Source organism: Bosea vaviloviae, from assembly GCF_001741865.1.
Taxonomy (GTDB): Bacteria; Pseudomonadota; Alphaproteobacteria; order Rhizobiales; family Beijerinckiaceae; genus Allobosea; species Allobosea vaviloviae.
On sequence record NZ_CP017147.1, the window covers coordinates 3,975,780 to 3,990,631 of the forward strand.

Annotated in this window: 16 protein-coding genes and 2 tRNA genes; 13 read left to right on the top strand and 5 right to left on the bottom strand. The window is 65.3% G+C overall.

Going from position 1 to position 14,852, the window contains the following annotated elements:
* Nucleotides 1–2: 2 nt before the first annotated feature.
* The 3 genes from BHK69_RS18230 to BHK69_RS18240 are packed head-to-tail and all read left to right on the top strand — an operon-like array spanning nucleotide 3 to nucleotide 2,288.
* On the top strand, nucleotides 3–305 hold the full coding sequence (locus BHK69_RS18230; protein WP_069691330.1) for a hypothetical protein: 303 nt from the start codon (nucleotides 3–5) through the stop codon (nucleotides 303–305).
* A gap of 43 nt (nucleotides 306–348) precedes the next feature.
* Nucleotides 349–1,239, top strand: coding sequence for a glycosyltransferase family 2 protein (locus BHK69_RS18235; protein WP_069691331.1), 891 nt, complete (start codon nucleotides 349–351; stop codon nucleotides 1,237–1,239).
* Between the two features lie 32 nt (nucleotides 1,240–1,271).
* Nucleotides 1,272–2,288, top strand: coding sequence for an acyltransferase family protein (locus BHK69_RS18240; RefSeq protein ID WP_069691332.1), 1,017 nt, complete (start codon nucleotides 1,272–1,274; stop codon nucleotides 2,286–2,288).
* On the opposite strand, the gene BHK69_RS18245 is transcribed toward BHK69_RS18240, so the two are convergent.
* Together BHK69_RS18245 and BHK69_RS18250 are read right to left on the bottom strand one after the other, a co-directional pair.
* Nucleotides 2,263–2,880 carry a CatB-related O-acetyltransferase gene (locus BHK69_RS18245; RefSeq protein ID WP_083269869.1) on the bottom strand — a complete coding sequence of 206 codons (618 nt, stop codon included), beginning with the start codon at nucleotides 2,878–2,880 and terminating at the stop codon, nucleotides 2,263–2,265. The two genes, BHK69_RS18240 and BHK69_RS18245, sit on opposite strands and share 26 nt — an antisense overlap.
* Before the next feature lie 307 nt (nucleotides 2,881–3,187).
* On the bottom strand, nucleotides 3,188–5,113 hold the full coding sequence (locus BHK69_RS18250; protein ID WP_069691333.1) for an aq_1923 C-terminal domain: 1,926 nt from the start codon (nucleotides 5,111–5,113) through the stop codon (nucleotides 3,188–3,190).
* Between the two features lie 181 nt (nucleotides 5,114–5,294).
* Between BHK69_RS18250 and BHK69_RS18255 the strand changes: the two genes are divergently transcribed.
* The 5 genes from BHK69_RS18255 (at nucleotide 5,295) to BHK69_RS18275 (ending at nucleotide 6,767) form a co-directional block, all read left to right on the top strand.
* Nucleotides 5,295–5,771 carry a DUF192 domain-containing protein gene (locus tag BHK69_RS18255; RefSeq protein WP_069691334.1) on the top strand — a complete coding sequence of 159 codons (477 nt, stop codon included), beginning with the start codon at nucleotides 5,295–5,297 and terminating at the stop codon, nucleotides 5,769–5,771.
* A gap of 118 nt (nucleotides 5,772–5,889) precedes the next feature.
* A tRNA-Pro gene (locus tag BHK69_RS18260) sits at nucleotides 5,890–5,966 on the top strand.
* 68 nt (nucleotides 5,967–6,034) lie between these two features.
* Entirely contained in the window at nucleotides 6,035–6,340 is a 306-nt protein-coding gene (locus BHK69_RS18265; protein ID WP_069691335.1) for an ETC complex I subunit, read from the top strand.
* Between the two features lie 67 nt (nucleotides 6,341–6,407).
* A tRNA-Arg gene (locus BHK69_RS18270) sits at nucleotides 6,408–6,484 on the top strand.
* 67 nt (nucleotides 6,485–6,551) lie between these two features.
* Nucleotides 6,552–6,767 (top strand): alkylphosphonate utilization protein, encoded by a 216-nt coding sequence (locus BHK69_RS18275; RefSeq protein ID WP_069691336.1) that lies wholly within the window; start codon nucleotides 6,552–6,554, stop codon nucleotides 6,765–6,767.
* Between the two features lie 9 nt (nucleotides 6,768–6,776).
* Here the strand turns inward: BHK69_RS18275 and BHK69_RS18280 are convergent, their stop codons facing one another.
* Nucleotides 6,777–7,064, bottom strand: coding sequence for a hypothetical protein (locus BHK69_RS18280; protein ID WP_069691337.1), 288 nt, complete (start codon nucleotides 7,062–7,064; stop codon nucleotides 6,777–6,779).
* A gap of 352 nt (nucleotides 7,065–7,416) precedes the next feature.
* On the opposite strand from BHK69_RS18280, the gene BHK69_RS18285 reads away from it, so the two are divergent.
* The 3 genes from BHK69_RS18285 (at nucleotide 7,417) to BHK69_RS18295 (ending at nucleotide 10,257) form a co-directional block, all read left to right on the top strand.
* Nucleotides 7,417–9,105 (top strand): ArnT family glycosyltransferase, encoded by a 1,689-nt coding sequence (locus BHK69_RS18285; protein ID WP_069691338.1) that lies wholly within the window; start codon nucleotides 7,417–7,419, stop codon nucleotides 9,103–9,105.
* A 73-nt stretch (nucleotides 9,106–9,178) separates the two neighbouring features.
* Nucleotides 9,179–9,931 carry a glycosyltransferase family 2 protein gene (locus BHK69_RS18290; protein ID WP_069691339.1) on the top strand — a complete coding sequence of 251 codons (753 nt, stop codon included), beginning with the start codon at nucleotides 9,179–9,181 and terminating at the stop codon, nucleotides 9,929–9,931.
* On the top strand, nucleotides 9,928–10,257 hold the full coding sequence (locus tag BHK69_RS18295; RefSeq protein WP_069691340.1) for a lipid-A-disaccharide synthase N-terminal domain-containing protein: 330 nt from the start codon (nucleotides 9,928–9,930) through the stop codon (nucleotides 10,255–10,257). The genes BHK69_RS18290 and BHK69_RS18295 overlap by 4 nt, the downstream gene beginning before the upstream one ends.
* A gap of 83 nt (nucleotides 10,258–10,340) precedes the next feature.
* Here BHK69_RS18295 and BHK69_RS18300 read toward each other — a convergent pair whose 3' ends face one another.
* Together BHK69_RS18300 and metC are read right to left on the bottom strand one after the other, a co-directional pair.
* Nucleotides 10,341–11,081, bottom strand: a complete 741-nt coding sequence (locus BHK69_RS18300; RefSeq protein WP_244548241.1) for a transporter substrate-binding domain-containing protein — start codon at nucleotides 11,079–11,081, stop codon at nucleotides 10,341–10,343.
* A 4-nt stretch (nucleotides 11,082–11,085) separates the two neighbouring features.
* Complete coding sequence (gene metC, locus BHK69_RS18305; protein ID WP_069691341.1) at nucleotides 11,086–12,276, bottom strand: cystathionine beta-lyase; 1,191 nt, start codon at nucleotides 12,274–12,276, stop codon at nucleotides 11,086–11,088.
* A 257-nt stretch (nucleotides 12,277–12,533) separates the two neighbouring features.
* On the opposite strand from metC, the gene BHK69_RS18310 reads away from it, so the two are divergent.
* Entirely contained in the window at nucleotides 12,534–13,559 is a 1,026-nt protein-coding gene (locus BHK69_RS18310; RefSeq protein WP_069691342.1) for an amino acid ABC transporter substrate-binding protein, read from the top strand.
* 147 nt (nucleotides 13,560–13,706) lie between these two features.
* Nucleotides 13,707–14,729, top strand: a complete 1,023-nt coding sequence (locus BHK69_RS18315; RefSeq protein ID WP_069691343.1) for an amino acid ABC transporter substrate-binding protein — start codon at nucleotides 13,707–13,709, stop codon at nucleotides 14,727–14,729.
* Nucleotides 14,730–14,852: the final 123 nt, after the last annotated feature.

A 14,852-nucleotide genomic window follows, 5' to 3' on the forward strand; every position in this document is an offset into this window, starting at 1 on the left:
CGATGTCCTTCGCCAAACCGTGCCTTGCGGGGCTGTCCCTGCTTGCTCTCGCCGCCTGTACCAGCACCATCACAGCCTTGCCCGGAACGCCCGAATATGCGGCGGCCCAGGTGTCGCGCGGCTATGATTGCGGGCTCAGAGTGGACCGGCAGGGCGTGCTGGCGCGGGTCGCACGCGAAGACCGTCAGCGCTTCCTTTCGACCTCGGCGAGCCTTGCGGTGAAATCCTACAAGGCGCCGCGCCGCTGCGAGGCGGTGGAGCGTCTTGTTGTGCAGCGCGAGCTGGCGCTCCTGACCCGGCGCTGAATTTCGCTTGCCTGCGGCCGCGCCTTGCGGCCAAACAGCCATCATGTCGCAGGCTTTCGCAGACTCCGTCACAGCTATCGTGGTCGCCTATGACAGCGCCCAGGTCCTGCCTGCCTGCCTGGCGGCGCTGGCGAGCGAGGGCGTACCGGCGATCGTGGTCGACAATGCCAGCCAGGACGAGACCCGCGCCATCGCGCAGGCGCAAGGCGCCCGGACGCTCGCCAACGCCTTGAACGAAGGCTATGGCCGCGCCAATAATCGCGGTGTCAACGCAGCCGAGACGCCCTACGTGCTGATCGTCAATCCCGATCTCGAGCTGCAGCACGGCGCGGTGGCGGCGCTGCTGGCGGCCGCGGAGCGCTACCCCGATGCCGGCATGCTCGCGCCGCGCATCGTCGAACCCTCCGGCCGCGTCTTCCTGCAGCCGCGCTCTTTGCTGTCGCCGCCCTATCTCAATCAGCCCGGTGACGCCGTTATCCCGGAAGGGGATGCCTGCCTGCCTTTCCTCTCGGGCGCTTGCCTCCTGATTCGCCGCGACGCCTTCCTGGCGCTGGGCGGCTTCGATCCGGCGATCTTCCTGTTCTATGAGGATGACGATCTCTGCCGCCGCATGCGCGACGCCGGCCGCAGCCTCGTCCATGTCGATTCGGCGGAAGCCCGGCATGGCCGGGGCCGCTCCAGCACACCCTCGCCGCAGCGCCGCCTCACGGCACGCTGGCACCTCGCCTGGTCGGAACGCTATGTCGCCAGCAAGTACGGCCTGCCGGCTCCAAGGTGGCTCAAGATTATAGAAAATTCCTTTAAAACAATCGGTTACGGACTGATCTTGAATCGAGACAAGATGTTTGCCCATGCCGGCTCCGTCGCTGGCGCGCTGGCCTGGCTGCGAGGCGCGAGCGCGCTCGCGCGGCAAGGGCTGGAGGCGAGGTCGTGACGTCCGCGCGCTTCCGTTGCGTTGGCGACGGGATGGTCTGCGGCTCGAATAATTTTGGAATCCTGCGCCTCGTCCTGGCGCTCGCCGTGGTCGTCTCGCACGCTTTCAGCGTAGCGACGGGCCATCTCGATGAGGAGCCGCTCATGCACGCCACCGGCTTCACGCTAGGCGAGCATGCGGTCAACGGCTTCTTCGCCATTTCCGGCTTCCTGGTGACGATGAGCTATGAACAGCGCGGCTGGCGCGATTATGGGCTGGCCCGCCTGCTCAGGATCGTGCCTGGCCTGATCGCGGCCACCCTGTTCGTTTCACTGGTCATCGGAACCGTGATGACACGCCTCGATTGGGCGTCCTATTTCGCGGATGGGCAGCTCTGGCGTTTCATCTGGGGCACACTGACCACCTTCAAGAGCGCGGCAGCGCTACCAGGCGTCTTCGACCAGAATCCGCTGTCCTTCCCGATGGGGACGGTCTGGACCCTGAAATATGAATGCCTCTGCTATCTCGGCGTCCTTGTCGCGGGTCTGGCCGGGTGGTTGTGTCGGCGCAGATGGGTGCTTTGCCTATGGGTCGTGCTGCTGGCCGCCGTCATCCTGCGCGAGGTCATCGCTCCCAATGGCGCCAAGGGTGTCGAGACCGGGTTGCGCTTGCCGCTGATCTTCGTGACCGGGGGCGTGATCTATCTCTGGCGCGAGCGCGTGCCGCTGTCCGTATGGGGGCTTTGCGGGCTTGCCGTCCTTGTCGCGCTGCTGGCGAGGACGCCGCTCTACAAGGCCGCTCTCTTCTCGGTCACGGCCTGGGGCGTGATCGTGCTGGCTCTCGCGCCGGCCCTGACAGCCTGGCGCAGCACCCCCGCGGCCGATGTCTCCTATGGCGTCTATCTCTATGGCTGGCCCGTACAGCAGGTCTTCTATGCGCTGTTTCCCGCGGCCGGCGCGCTGACCCTGCTCGCGCCTTCTTTGTTGCTGACCCTGCTCCTGGCTGCGGCGAGCTGGTACGTCGTCGAGAGACCGGCGCTCGGGCTCAAGCGTCGCCTGATCTACGGTTGATCTCGGCCACGAGGTCTTCGACCTGCCCGGACATCAGGAGCGGCAGCAGGTCGGCGACCTGGTCGCGGGGTAGGTCCCACCAGCGCGTCGCCAAGAGCGCTGCGACCTGCGTATCCTCAAAGCGCATCCTGACCACCCGCGCCGGATTGCCGGCGACGATGGCATAGGCGGGCACGTCGCGCGTCACCACGGCGCGCGCCGCCACCACCGCGCCATGGCCGATCGTGACGCCCGACATCACCATGCATTGCGAGCCGAGCCAGACATCGTGCCCGATGATGACGTCGCCGCGCGAGGTGTCGCTGCCGGTGATACCGGTTGCTTCCGGCCAGAGCCGGGGCAGGGCTGGAAAGGGATAGGTCGTTACCCAATCGAGCCGGTGATTGCCGCCGAGCATGATTTCGACGCCATCGGCAATCGAGCCGTAGCGGCCGATGCGCAGGCGAACGCCGCTCTCGGGAAAGCGCAGCTTCGGCCGGCCATAGGTATAGGCTCCGACCGCGATCTGGCTGGGCCGCCGCGCGATCAGCCGCGCCAGATGCAGCCGCGTCTGGTTGTCGGGGTTGACGTGGCGACGCAGGGCGCCGCGCAGCGCCGGGGCCAGGCCCGACCACCAGGCCGCGAGCCGGCCTGGCCGCCAGTCCTCGTCTTCCGGCGGCAGAATGCCGCCCAGAGCAGTTTCCGATCCGGTGGGATCGTTCAATTGCTCCAGGCTCTTGTTGGGACGCGTTTTCTTCACGCGAACCGGTGTCCGCTTCGCTGGAAACGCCTAGAGCAGGATGCGAAAAAGTGGGCACCGGTTTTTCGCATTGATCCTGCTCTAACTATTTGATGAGAGACGGATTCTGATTTCAGACGGAGTCACTTTGTGACGCCGTCTGAAATCATCCGGCTCTGGCTCACTCGGCATTGGCTTTGAGATCGATCTTGTCGAAGATCTCGGTCGGATCCGTGAGCGTGATCACATCGGCGAGGCCGAGCCCGCTGCCGGATTTCGCGCTGGCCTGGACGGTGAGCGTGCCGGGCTTGGCGACGAAGCGCGAGACCGCCGCCGTCAGCGTCTTGGCGGCGTCGGACGGGCCCAGGATGGCGGCAAGCCCGAGGCTCGCCATCATGGCGTATTCGCGGCGCAGATCCTCGGGCTTGCGCTTGGCCTTGCGCGCCTCATTGTCGAGCAGCTTCTCGAACAGCCCCTGATTCTGCAGCTTCGCCTCGACCAGGCGCGCGGTTGCGCCCAGCGCCGCGACCTGAGCCAAGGCGAGATCGCTCGAGAACAGATCCTTGGTGACGTTGCCCAGCGTGCCCTTGGCCTCGAGCTTGCCCATGCCGGCTCCGCCGAGCGAGATCGCGCGGATGGCGAGCTCGTTGCGCGCGGCCTCCCAGGCGAGATCGATCTTCGCCGAGAAGTCGAGCATGCGGTAGCCCATGGCGATCAGGTCGCGCGCGGCGGGATTGCCGCTCGTTTCCGTGACGGGGGCCAGCAGGTTGTCGATCGTCAGGCCCAGGCTGGTGGGAACGCCGTTGAGCTGTTCGCCGGCCTTCAGCTCGAAGGTCTTCAATCCGACCTTCAATGGCGCCAAAGCGGGCTGCCCGGGCTTGCCCGGTTGCGGCACATCGACCGAAAGCCCGTCCAGGCGGAACGTCCCGATGGTCGGGATGAATTTGCGGAAATCGATCGTGTCGATCTCGGCATCGGGTTTGGCGAGCAGCGCCTTCAATTCGCTGAGGACGGAGCCCATCGCGAAGCCGGAATGGCTCAGCGAATCGATCTGGCCCTTGGCGCCGCCGGCGGCGAACTGCAGGCCCTCGACGGCAAAGCCCGATTTCGCCGGCGCGTCCTCGCCGAAGGCGATCCGCGCGATCTTCATGTCGACGGTCTCGGATTTGGCACTGGGCGTCGCCGGCGTGACGACGGTCATCGCCATGTCGCGCGCCTCGCCGCTGCCATAGGAGAAATTGTCGTAGAGCGAGAGCAGGGACAGGCCCATGCGCCGGTCTTCCTCGCTCTTCAGCGATGGCGGCTTGGCGCCGGGTTCCTTGGCGGCTTTTGCCTGAGCCTCCGACATGGCCATGAGCCGCGTGAACACTTCGCCGAGCGGCTCGTCGCCGACCCTGGCGGCAAAACCGCGCCCCGTCGTCTTGCCGAGCGACATCTTGCCGGCAGCGCCCATGTCGAGCGTGTAGCCATCCTGCTCGAAGCGGCCGAATACCGGCAGCATCGCTTCAGTGACGCCCGGTTGCGCCTTCTCGGTCAGCACGCGCGCCATGTGCTTCAGGTCGAGCGCCTCGAAGCTGGTGCGGAGCAACTGGCCGCTGATGGAGGTCGGGCCGGCGCTTGCGCCACCAGCGATGGCCTTGGCCGCGTCGCCGAGCGCGCCGCCCGCGGACGGCGGCTTCGCGGGGCTTCCGCTGGCGGGAAGCGTTGCCGTAATCGTGCCGCTCGCTGCGGTGCCGCGACCGATCTTGCCGTCCTTCACATCGGAAAAGCGGACATCGCGATAGCGCGTGACCTGCTTTTGAGCGCCGACCGCCTGCTCGATGGTCAGCTCCGGGGCACTGATCTCGGCAGCGTTGAGCTTGCTCATCCGGGAGACGGCGCTTTCGCCTGTGCTGCCGTTGAACAGGGAGACGAAGGCCTCGCGCTCCAGCGCCGAGCCCTTCACGTCGATCTTGGGCACCGCGATCACCACGGCGCCGAAATCGAGCTTCAGCCCGTCGATCTGGAAATCGGCGGCCCGGGCCGGTTGCTGCGCGAGCGCGATGAGGATGGTGGCAAGAGCCGCGCTGCGGTAGCTCGTCAGCCGTTGGAGGGGCAAAGCGATCATGAAACTCTCCCGTTTGGGTGCGCGACCCTGCCGCAACGCCGCCAGGAAGGGAAGCGGGGCGACAGGCTGTGTGAGAGGAAATACTTGACCAATTCCGAGCTGTCGCCGGTATCTGTCGGAAATTCGCCATCTCCCGGGTCGAGAGAGGGCGTCGTTTGCCGCAGCCGGGGAGCACTAAGCCATGCGGGCCGCCTTGTCTTTCATTACTGCCTGCCTTGCCTGGGTCGCCCTGGCGACAGGGCCGTCTCCCGCCTTGGCGCAAGCCGCGGCTCCCGCAGCCGGACTCGAGCAGCTCGTCATCGTCAGCGGCGGCACGCGCCACGTTTTCCAGGTCGAGGTCATGCGCACGCCCGACCAGCGCGCCAAGGGGCTGATGTACCGCAACTACATGCCCGAGGATCGCGGCATGCTTTTCGATTTCGCCCGCACCGAGCCGGTCGCGATGTGGATGCAGAACACCTATATTCCGCTCGACATGCTTTTCATCCGCGCCAACGGCACGATCTCGCGCATCGCGGAGCGCACCGAGCCGATGTCGACCCGCACGATTCCCTCGGGCGAGCCGGTGCTCTCGGTGCTGGAGATCAATGGCGGCGTCGCCGAGAAACTCGGCATCAAGCCCGGCGACAAGGTCGAGCATGTCTTGTTCAAGCGCTGAGCGGTTTGCGCGCTGATGGGTTCAGCGCTTGATTCTTGTCATCGTTTGAATCTTGGCTTTCGCTTGCGGCGCAAGCCCGCGTCGTGATAGCCAACCGCGACGCGAGGAATGGCTCAGTCGGGGTATAGCGCAGCCCGGTAGCGCATCTGCTTTGGGAGCAGAGGGTCCCAGGTTCGAATCCTGGTGCCCCGACCAGCCTTCTCGTTTCGAAACGGTTCGCCGCAGGCGGGCCTGGGCAATTCTGGTGACGGCCGAGCGAGACCATGACCGCACGCATTTACCGCCCCGCCCGCACTGCGATGCAGTCCGGCACCGCCAAGACCGATCGCTGGTTGCTGGAATATGAGCCGGAGCGTCCGCGCGAGATCGAGCCGCTGATGGGCTGGACCTCGTCGGGCGACATGAAGAGCCAGCTCAAGCTCTGGTTCGACAGCGAGGCGGAAGCCGTCGCCTACGCCACGCGCAACGGCATCGCCTACCGGGTCGAGCAGCCCCATGAGGCCAAGCGCCGTTCAATGGCCTATGCCGATAATTTCAAGTTCAGCCGCGTCGGACAGTGGACGCACTGATCAATACGCGCCGCGTCCTGCGTGGCGCGCGAGCGAGATAGGCGAGGGCGCTTGCGCCGGAGCCCACGGGCCCGTAGCTCAGATGGATAGAGCAGCAGCCTTCTAAGCTGCTGGTCGCTGGTTCGAATCCAGCCGGGCTCGCCATTTCATTCGCCTTGCGCGAAAGCGCCGCGCCTTTGGTGCGCCAAGGCTTCAGATCTCGGGAATTGCCATGAGCGACGTCAAGGACAGCAACGGCACGGTGCTGAAGGATGGCGATTCCGTCACTTTGATCAAGGACCTCAAGGTCAAGGGAACCTCTGTCACGCTGAAGCGCGGCACACTGGTCAAGAACATCCGCCTGACGGACGATCCGGGCGAGATCGAGTGCAATGCCGAGAAAGTGAAGGGCCTCGTCCTGAAGACCGAGTTCCTCAAGCGTGCCTGAGCTTGGCTCTCACTCGTCCCGGCCCCAATTACGCAGGCGCTTGATCGCCGCCCGAAGATCGCACGGCCGCTGGCGCCACAAGCCGCGCGCCAGCCCGATCGCGAAAAACAGCCCGAAACTCGGCAATGCGATGGCCAGCGGCGCCGTCACCAGCCCCATGGCGCAGCCGCCGGAATCGCCTACGCCGCATTTCGGGTCGAAGATCATCGCGGCGATCACGAGCAGCAGGGCGATCAATGGCCCCAGCAGCAAGCCCCAGAGGCCGCTGCGTATCGCCCCGAGAAGAAGCCTGCCCATCGCCGTCTCCAATTGGAACCCAAGCTAGAGCATCGGCCCGAAAAGTGGGAACCGGTTTTCGGGACAAGCCGATGCAGGATCAAGGAGCATCGGCCCGAAAAGTGGGAACCGGTTTTCGGGACAAGCCGATGCATAGTCAAAGCTCTACAGCATGGGCCTGTCATGGCGTTTGGCTTGCAGCGCCGCGACAGGCGGCGTAAACCGCGCCGGTCATGGCTTTCGGGGCATGGCTCCGCCTTGATCGCGCCCGAAAGGCTCGTCATCCGGGCACGGCTCCGCTACGGGCTTTCGCTCGCGATGAGGGGCTGCCCACCGGCACGTCACGAGCGCGACCTCGGTCGCAAGGATCACCATGGTTTCGCTGACCCCTGCGATCGAGCGCATCACGAGCTTTGCTTCAACGAGCCATCTGCGCGCCTGTGCCCTGTTGTTCCTGCTGGCGCTCGCCGCCTTCCTGCCCGGCTTCAGCACACTCCAGCCGCTCGACCGCGACGAACCGCGCTTCGCGCAAGCCTCCAAGCAGATGCTGGAGAGCGGCGATTTCGTCGATATTCGCTTCCAGGCCGAGGCGCGTCACAAGAAGCCGGTCGGCATCTACTGGCTGCAGAGCGCGGCGGTCTCGGCCGGCGAGGCGCTCGGTGTGCCGCAGGCGCGGACCCAGATCTGGCTTTACCGCCTGCCCTCGCTGGTCGGTGCCGTGGCGGCGGTGCTCCTGACCTATTGGGCGCTGCTCGCTTTCGTCAGCCCGCCATTGGCCCTGCTTGGCGGGGCGTTGATGGCGGCCTGCGTGCTGCTCGGCGTCGAGGCGCGCATCGCCAAGACCGATGCGGTGCTGGCCGCCTGCGCGGTCGCGACCATGGGCGCGCTCGCGCGGACCTGGCTCGACTGGACGCGCTCGCTCGCCTTCGTGCCGAGCCGCTGGAACTGGCTCGTCTTCTGGGGCGCCACTGCGATCGGTTTGCTGATCAAGGGGCCGATCGTGCCGATGGTCTGGGGCCTCGCCATGATCGTGCTCTGCGTGAGCGAGCGTGGCGTCCGCTGGCTGAAGCCGCTGCGCTTCGGGCCGGGCCTGCTGCTCTGCCTCATCGTCGTGCTGCCCTGGTTCGTCGCCATTATGATGAAGACCGGCGGCTCCTTCTTCGCTGAGAGCGTCGGCCAGGACATGCTCGGCAAGGTCTCCGAGGGCCAGGAGAAGCATTGGGGGCCGCCTGGGCTCTATCTGCTGGTCTTCTTTGGCACCTATTGGCCGGCGGCGGCATTCGCGGCGATGGCGATCCCCTTCGCCTGGGTGCGCCGGCGCGAACCGCAGATCCTGTTCCTGCTGGCCTGGATCATCCCGTCCTGGATCGTCTTCGAGGCAGTGCCGACCAAGCTGCCGCATTATGTCCTGCCGCTCTATCCGGCCATCACCGCCCTGCTGCTGCTGGCGCTGGTCAATGGCGGCATTGACCGCTTCCGGCGTGGAGCCGTGGCGACCGCCGCGCTGGTGTTCCTGGTCCCGCTCGCGCTTGTCGGGGTAATCCTCTACGGCAACTGGACGCTCGACCAGGCCTTGCCTTATCTGGCGCTGCCGCTGCTTGCCTTGATGCTGCTCGTCGCCTGGCGCGTGGTTGCGGCCTTCCGTCGTGGCGATCTCGAAGGCGCGCTCTGGCGCTGCGTGCTGGCAAGCCTGCTGCTTGGTGCCGGCGTCTATGGTTTCGCGGTCGAAAGCCTGCATTCGTTGAAGCTCTCGCCGCGCCTGGCCGAGACCGTCGCCACGGCCGGTTGCACCGATCCCAAGGTCATCACGGCGGGTTATCGCGAGCCGAGCCTGGTCTTCCTGACCGGCACCGATCTCGCCATGGCGGCGGATGGCGCAGCAGTGGCATCCTTCCTGAATCAACCCGGCTGCCGCATCGCCTTCGTCGAGAAGCGCTTCGCGGCCGAGTTCCAGACGGCGATCTCCCAGGCCGGCCTGACGCCGCGTTTGCTGACCACGCTGAACGGTTTCAATCTCAATGGCGGCCGCCGGCTCGAGATCGCGGTGTTCGTGCGCCCGTGAGCCAGATGAATGTTCCTTGCCCCGCAGCCGCGCTTGACGCAGGTTGCGCGCCGTTTTCCCGGATGATGTCCCGTTGACCGACAGCCCCGCAGTTCCACCGCCGATCCTCAGCGTCGTCGTCCCCGTCCGCAACGAGGTCGGCAATGTCGGCCCCTTGCTGGCCGACATCGAGACCGCCTGCGCCACGATCGGTGGTTTCGAGGTGATCTTCGTCAATGACGGCTCGAGCGATGGCACCGCGCAGGCGCTGATGGGGCTGATAGTGAGCCGGCCCTGGCTGCGCGTCGTCACTCACGCACAGTCCTGCGGTCAGAGCGCGGCCGTGCGCAGCGGCGTACGCCATGCCCGCTCGGCGATCGTCGCGACGCTCGACGGCGATGGCCAGAACGACCCGGCTTTCCTGCCGCGCATGCTGGAGGCGCTGCAGCAGGCGGGTCTGCAGGCCGGGCTCGTGCAGGGGCAGCGCGTCGGGCGCAAGGACACCGGCTTCAAGAAGCTGCAATCGCGCATCGCCAACGGCGTGCGCGGGCGCATCCTCAAGGATGGCACGCGCGACACCGGCTGCGGTCTGAAATGCTTCCGCCGCGAGGCCTATCTCGCCTTGCCTTATTTTGATGCGCTGCATCGCTTCATGCCGGCGCTGATGGCGCGCGAGGGCTATGGCATCGTGCATGTCGAGGTCCGCGACCGGCCCCGGCTCACCGGCGTCTCGAATTACGGCTTCTTCGACCGGCTTTGGGTCGGTATTCTAGACCTTGCCGGCGTCTGGTGGTTGATCCGCCGGCGCAAGCGCATTCCTCAGATCGTGCCGGACACGCAATCATGATCATCTCGATCGGCCACGCCGTATCCGACTATATCTACGACGTCTTCGTGCTGAAGTTCGACTTCTGGCTCGCCTTCGGCATCATCGCGCAGTTGCTGTTCACGGCGCGTTTCCTGGTGCAGTGGCTCGCCAGCGAGCGCGAGGGCAATTCCGTGATGCCGCTCTCCTTCTGGTATTTCTCGATGGCCGGCGGCGCCATGACGCTGATCTACGGCATCGTCCGGCGCGAGCCGATCATCATCATGGGCCAGGCGCTGGCGGTGGTGATCTATGTGCGCAATCTCATGCTGATCTTCAGCAACCGCAAAAACCGCTCGGCCTCATAGAGCATTGCGCGAGAAAGTGGGTACCGGTTTTTCGCAGAAGCAATGCTCTAAACTCCAGGAAACGATCACCTCGCATCCGGACGCTACCGTCCGAATGCGAGGTGATCGAGCGTCAGGTCGTCGGGCGAAAACCCGTAGCGTGCCATCATGCTGCGGTGCCCGGCGCTGCCGAGCTGGCTGCGCAAGGCCTCATCGAAACGCCGCCTGAAACCAGCAGCCGATTTGGCGAAGGCAAAAGCGCCACGAGCCGGCATAGCGGCTCGTACCGTGACGACGGCAAGCCTGGGGTCGGGGTGGAGCGCGAGGTAGCCGCGATGCGCCATGGCGACGCTGGCATAGGCGTCGGCGCGTCCCGATCGCACCAAATCCACGGCATCCTCCTGCGTGGCGACCCGCAGGATGCGACCATCGGGGATGCCTGCTTTCAATCCGGTCTGTTCCTGGACCTGATCGGACACGACCGCGAGCCGTGAGCGCCCGTCGCGCGCCAGGGCTTCATAACATGTCAGACGCGCGCTATCCGCCTGCCTGGTCATCAGGCCGTCGGCCAGAGCCCAGACCGGATGGCTGAAATCAACGAGTTCCAGCCGCTCCTGCGAGATGAAGAGCGGGGTGGTGATCGTCCAGCGCCCGTCGACGAGGCCGGGCAACAGCTCGGCGAAGCTCGTCAGCCGCGTCTCGAACGAAGCGATGCCGAGCGCCTTGAGCACAGCCGTCACCAGTTCGACATCACTGCCTCCCGCCGTCCCGCCTTCCGTCGGAAAGCAGAAGGGCGGTTCGTCGAGATAGGCGAAGACGATCGGGCTCGATGGGTTGCCCGGCACGCCGTCAGCTCGCCGCACGCAGCCGGGCGAAACCGGCGTCGAGATCGGCCTTCAGATCCTCGATGTCCTCGAGCCCGATATGCAGGCGGACCGTCGGCCCCGCGAAGTTTGGCGTCGTCGCCGTGCGGTAGGGCTTGCAGTCGAAGGGCAAAGCGAGGCTCTCATAGCCGCCCCAGGACGCGCCCATGCCGAACAGGGTCAGGCCGTCCAGCATGGCGCCGACGGCCTTCATCGCCACGGGCTTCAACTCGATCGCAAACAGCGATGACGCGCCGGTGAAATCGCGCTTCCAGAGCGCGTGGCCGGGGTCGCTCGGCAGCGCCGGATGCAGCACCCGCGCCACTTCCGGGCGCTCGCTTAGCCACTGCGCCATGTCCAGGCCGGCCGGCATCTGCTCCTTCAGGCGAATATGCATGGTGCGGATGCCGCGCAACGTCAGGAAGGCGTCCTCGGGCGCGATGATGACGCCGAGCGTCTCCCAGCAGTCCCGGACCAGCTTGTATTGCTCGGGCGTGCGCGCCGAGACGGTGCCGATCAGCACGTCGGAGTGGCCGGCATAGTATTTCGTGCCGGCCTGTACCGAGATGTCGACGCCGAATTTGTGGCTGTCGAAGAACAGCGGCGTCGCCCAGGTGTTGTCCATCAGCACCAGCACGTCGCGGGCATGCGCGGCGTCCACGATGGCCGGAATGTCCTGCATCTCGAAGGTCTGCGAGCCCGGCGCCTCGGTCCAGACAGCCTTGGTGTTCGGCTTGAACAGCTTTGCGATATCGCCGCCGACGGCCGGATCGTAATAGCTGACCTCGATGCCCAGGCGCGGCAGCATCCTGTCGCAGAAATTGCGCGTCGGCCGGTAGACACTGTCGGTCACCAGAAGGTGATCGCCGGCCGAGAGCACCGCCAGCATCGGCAAGGTGCAGGCGAGCAGGCCTGAGGGGCAGACGACGACGCCCGCGCCGCCTTCCATGGTGTTCAGCGCCGCGATCAGTGCATCGATCGTCGGGTTGCCCTGCGTGCCATAGGTGTAGCGCGACTTCCGGGCGAGGAAATCCTCCATATTGGGATAGATCACCGTCGAGCCGCGTACGATCGCGGGATTGACGAAACCATAGCTATCGGCCGGATCGCGGCCTGCAAGGACGAGGCGGGTTTTCTCGCGCAGGCGCGCGAAGTCAGGCGGGGACAGCTTTTTCATGGATGGAATCGCAAGGCCGTTCTTTGGTTTCCGGTCAGGCTTGACCACCCTTCGAAACTTGCATGTGATGCGAAGGCGGGAAAGAGGCGTGCCGGATAGGGGCCGTTGCTTGACGCTCATGAGCGTCTCTGGCAATCGACCTTGGGGACGCCGCTTAATTCCTGTGCAATCAGAGCGGGCAAAATGCCTGCACGCGGCGAAGCCGATGACGGCCTGCCGGCCCGGCCGGACAGGAGACCTCAATGGGAGAGAGAGCAATGAAGAAATTTTTGGCAGCCGCGATCGCAGGGCTTGGGCTCGCGGTCACCGCCACAGCGGTTTCGGCGCAGGCGCCTGCGACCTTGGCCCAGGTCAAGTCGCGCAACATCCTCAACTGCGGTTCCAACACCGGTCTCGCCGGCTTCGGCGTGCCGGACGCCCAGGGCAACTGGGTCGGCCTCGATGTCGATTACTGCCGCGCTATCGCCGCGGCGATCTTCAACGATGCCAGCAAGGTCAAGTTCATCCCGCTTTCGGCGAAGGATCGCTTCACCGCGCTGCAGTCGGGCGAGGTCGATCTGCTCGTCCGCAACTCGACCTGGACGATGTCGCGCGACACCTCGCTCGGCCTGCTCTTCACCGGCGTGAACTACTATGACGGCCAGGGCTTCCTCGTCCGCAAGAAGCTTGGCGTCACCTCGGCGCTGCAGCTTTCGGGCGCCTCGGTCTGCACCCAGCAGGGCACCACGACCGAGCTGAACCTGGCCGACTTCTTTCGCGCCAACAACCTGAAATACGAAGTCGTCGCCTTCGCCTCGTCAGACGAGACGGTCAAGGCCTATGACGCCGGCCGCTGCGACGCCTTCACCACCGACGCCTCGGGCCTCTATGCCGAGCGCCTGAAGCTGACGGCGCCGGACGATCACATGGTCCTGCCCGAGATCATCTCGAAGGAGCCGCTCGGCCCGTCCGTCCGCAACACCGACGCGCAGTGGTTCAACCTGGTGAAGTGGGTGCACTACGCCATGCTGAACGCCGAGGAGCTCGGCGTGACCAAGGCCAATGTCGACGAGATGCTGAAGTCGCCCAATCCCGAGATCAAGCGTCTGCTCGGCGTCGAGGGCAAGTTCGGCGAAGGCGTCGGCCTCACCGCTGATTGGGCCTACCGCATCGTCAAGCTGGTCGGCAATTACGGCGAATCCTTCGAGAAGAACGTCGGCCAGGGCTCGCTGCTGAAGATCGCGCGTGGCCAGAATGGTCTCTGGACCAAGGGCGGCCTGCAATACGCCCCGCCGGTTCGCTGACATCAAACCAAATCCGGGCGCCGACATCGTTCGGCGCCCGGGCTGCTCACGCCCATGCCGAATAGGTCCTCATAAACCGCAGAATATGCGGCTCTGGGCGCTCAAAATACGCGAGAGCGGATGAACCGCTCCGGATAGGGGACTACCATGAAACGATTGCTCGTCGCGGCGCTCGCGCTTGCCACATTCCTTCCTGGCGTGGAACACGCCCAGGCCCAGACCTCATCGCTCGCAACGGTCAAGAACCGCGGCGAACTCATTTGCGGCGTCAGCCCGGGCTTGGCCGGCTTCGGCATCCCGGATGCGCAAGGAAACTGGGTCGGCCTCGATGTCGATCTGTGCCGCGCCATCGCAGCCGAGATCTTCAACGATGCCGGCAAGGTCAAGTTCGTTCCGCTGTCGTCGAAGGACCGCTTCACCGCGCTTCAATCGGGCGAGGTCGATCTGCTGTCGCGAACGAGCACCTGGACGATGGCGCGCGACACGGCGCTCGGCTTGAGCTTCTCGACCGTGAACTATTATGACGGCCAGGCCTTCCTGGTTCAGAAGAAGCTCGGCGTCCAATCCGCCCTGAAGCTCGATGGCGCATCGATCTGCCTGCAGCAGGGCACGACGACCGAGTTGAACGTCGCGGATTTCTTCCGCGCCAACAAGATCAAGTACGAGGTCGTCGCCTTCGACAAGGGTGACGAGGCGATCAAGGCCTTCGAATCCGGGCGCTGCGATGCGCTGACCGACGACTCCTCTGCGCTCTACGCGCTGCGCTTGAAGCTGACCGCGCCGGAGGATGCCGTCGTCCTCCCCGAGATCATCTCCAAGGAGCCGCTCGGCCCGGTCGTCCGCAGCAGCGACATGCAGTGGATCAACCTGGTGAAATGGACGCATTTCGCGATGCTGAACGCGGAAGAGTTCGGCATCACCAAGGCGAATGTCGACGAGATGCTGAAATCGGCCAACCCCGAGATCCGGCGCCTGCTCGGCGTCGAAGGCAAGTTCGGCGAAGCGGTCGGCCTGAGCAACGATTGGGCCTACCGGGCCATCAAGCTCGTCGGCAATTACGGCGAGGCGTTCGAGCGCAATGTCGGCGCCGGTTCCGTGCTCAAAATTGCCCGTGGAAAGAATGCGCTGTGGACCAACGGGGGATTGCAGTACGCTCCTCCGATCCGTTGATCGAGTCAGCGGAGCGTCGGTTCTACCGGCGCTCCGTTCGCGGTTTGGTCGCGACGGCTTTATTTTGTGAGGGAAGGAGGGGAGGATACCGGGCGAGGATCGTTTGGTCCGGGACTTGCTACC

Bases quoted from the DNA above. Each gene is read 5' to 3' on its own strand.
- BHK69_RS18230 (WP_069691330.1), top strand. From the start codon at position 3: ATGTCCTTCGCCAAACCGTGCCTTGCGGGGCTGTCCCTGCTTGCTCTC.
- BHK69_RS18235 (WP_069691331.1), top strand. From the start codon at position 349: ATGTCGCAGGCTTTCGCAGACTCCGTCACAGCTATCGTGGTCGCCTAT.
- BHK69_RS18240 (WP_069691332.1), top strand. From the start codon at position 1,272: ATGGTCTGCGGCTCGAATAATTTTGGAATCCTGCGCCTCGTCCTGGCG.
- BHK69_RS18250 (WP_069691333.1), bottom strand. From the start codon at position 5,113: ATGATCGCTTTGCCCCTCCAACGGCTGACGAGCTACCGCAGCGCGGCT.
- BHK69_RS18255 (WP_069691334.1), top strand. From the start codon at position 5,295: ATGCGGGCCGCCTTGTCTTTCATTACTGCCTGCCTTGCCTGGGTCGCC.
- BHK69_RS18265 (WP_069691335.1), top strand. From the start codon at position 6,035: ATGACCGCACGCATTTACCGCCCCGCCCGCACTGCGATGCAGTCCGGC.
- BHK69_RS18275 (WP_069691336.1), top strand. From the start codon at position 6,552: ATGAGCGACGTCAAGGACAGCAACGGCACGGTGCTGAAGGATGGCGAT.
- BHK69_RS18280 (WP_069691337.1), bottom strand. From the start codon at position 7,064: ATGGGCAGGCTTCTTCTCGGGGCGATACGCAGCGGCCTCTGGGGCTTG.
- BHK69_RS18285 (WP_069691338.1), top strand. From the start codon at position 7,417: ATGGTTTCGCTGACCCCTGCGATCGAGCGCATCACGAGCTTTGCTTCA.
- BHK69_RS18295 (WP_069691340.1), top strand. From the start codon at position 9,928: ATGATCATCTCGATCGGCCACGCCGTATCCGACTATATCTACGACGTC.
- metC (WP_069691341.1), bottom strand. From the start codon at position 12,276: ATGAAAAAGCTGTCCCCGCCTGACTTCGCGCGCCTGCGCGAGAAAACC.
- BHK69_RS18310 (WP_069691342.1), top strand. From the start codon at position 12,534: ATGAAGAAATTTTTGGCAGCCGCGATCGCAGGGCTTGGGCTCGCGGTC.
- BHK69_RS18315 (WP_069691343.1), top strand. From the start codon at position 13,707: ATGAAACGATTGCTCGTCGCGGCGCTCGCGCTTGCCACATTCCTTCCT.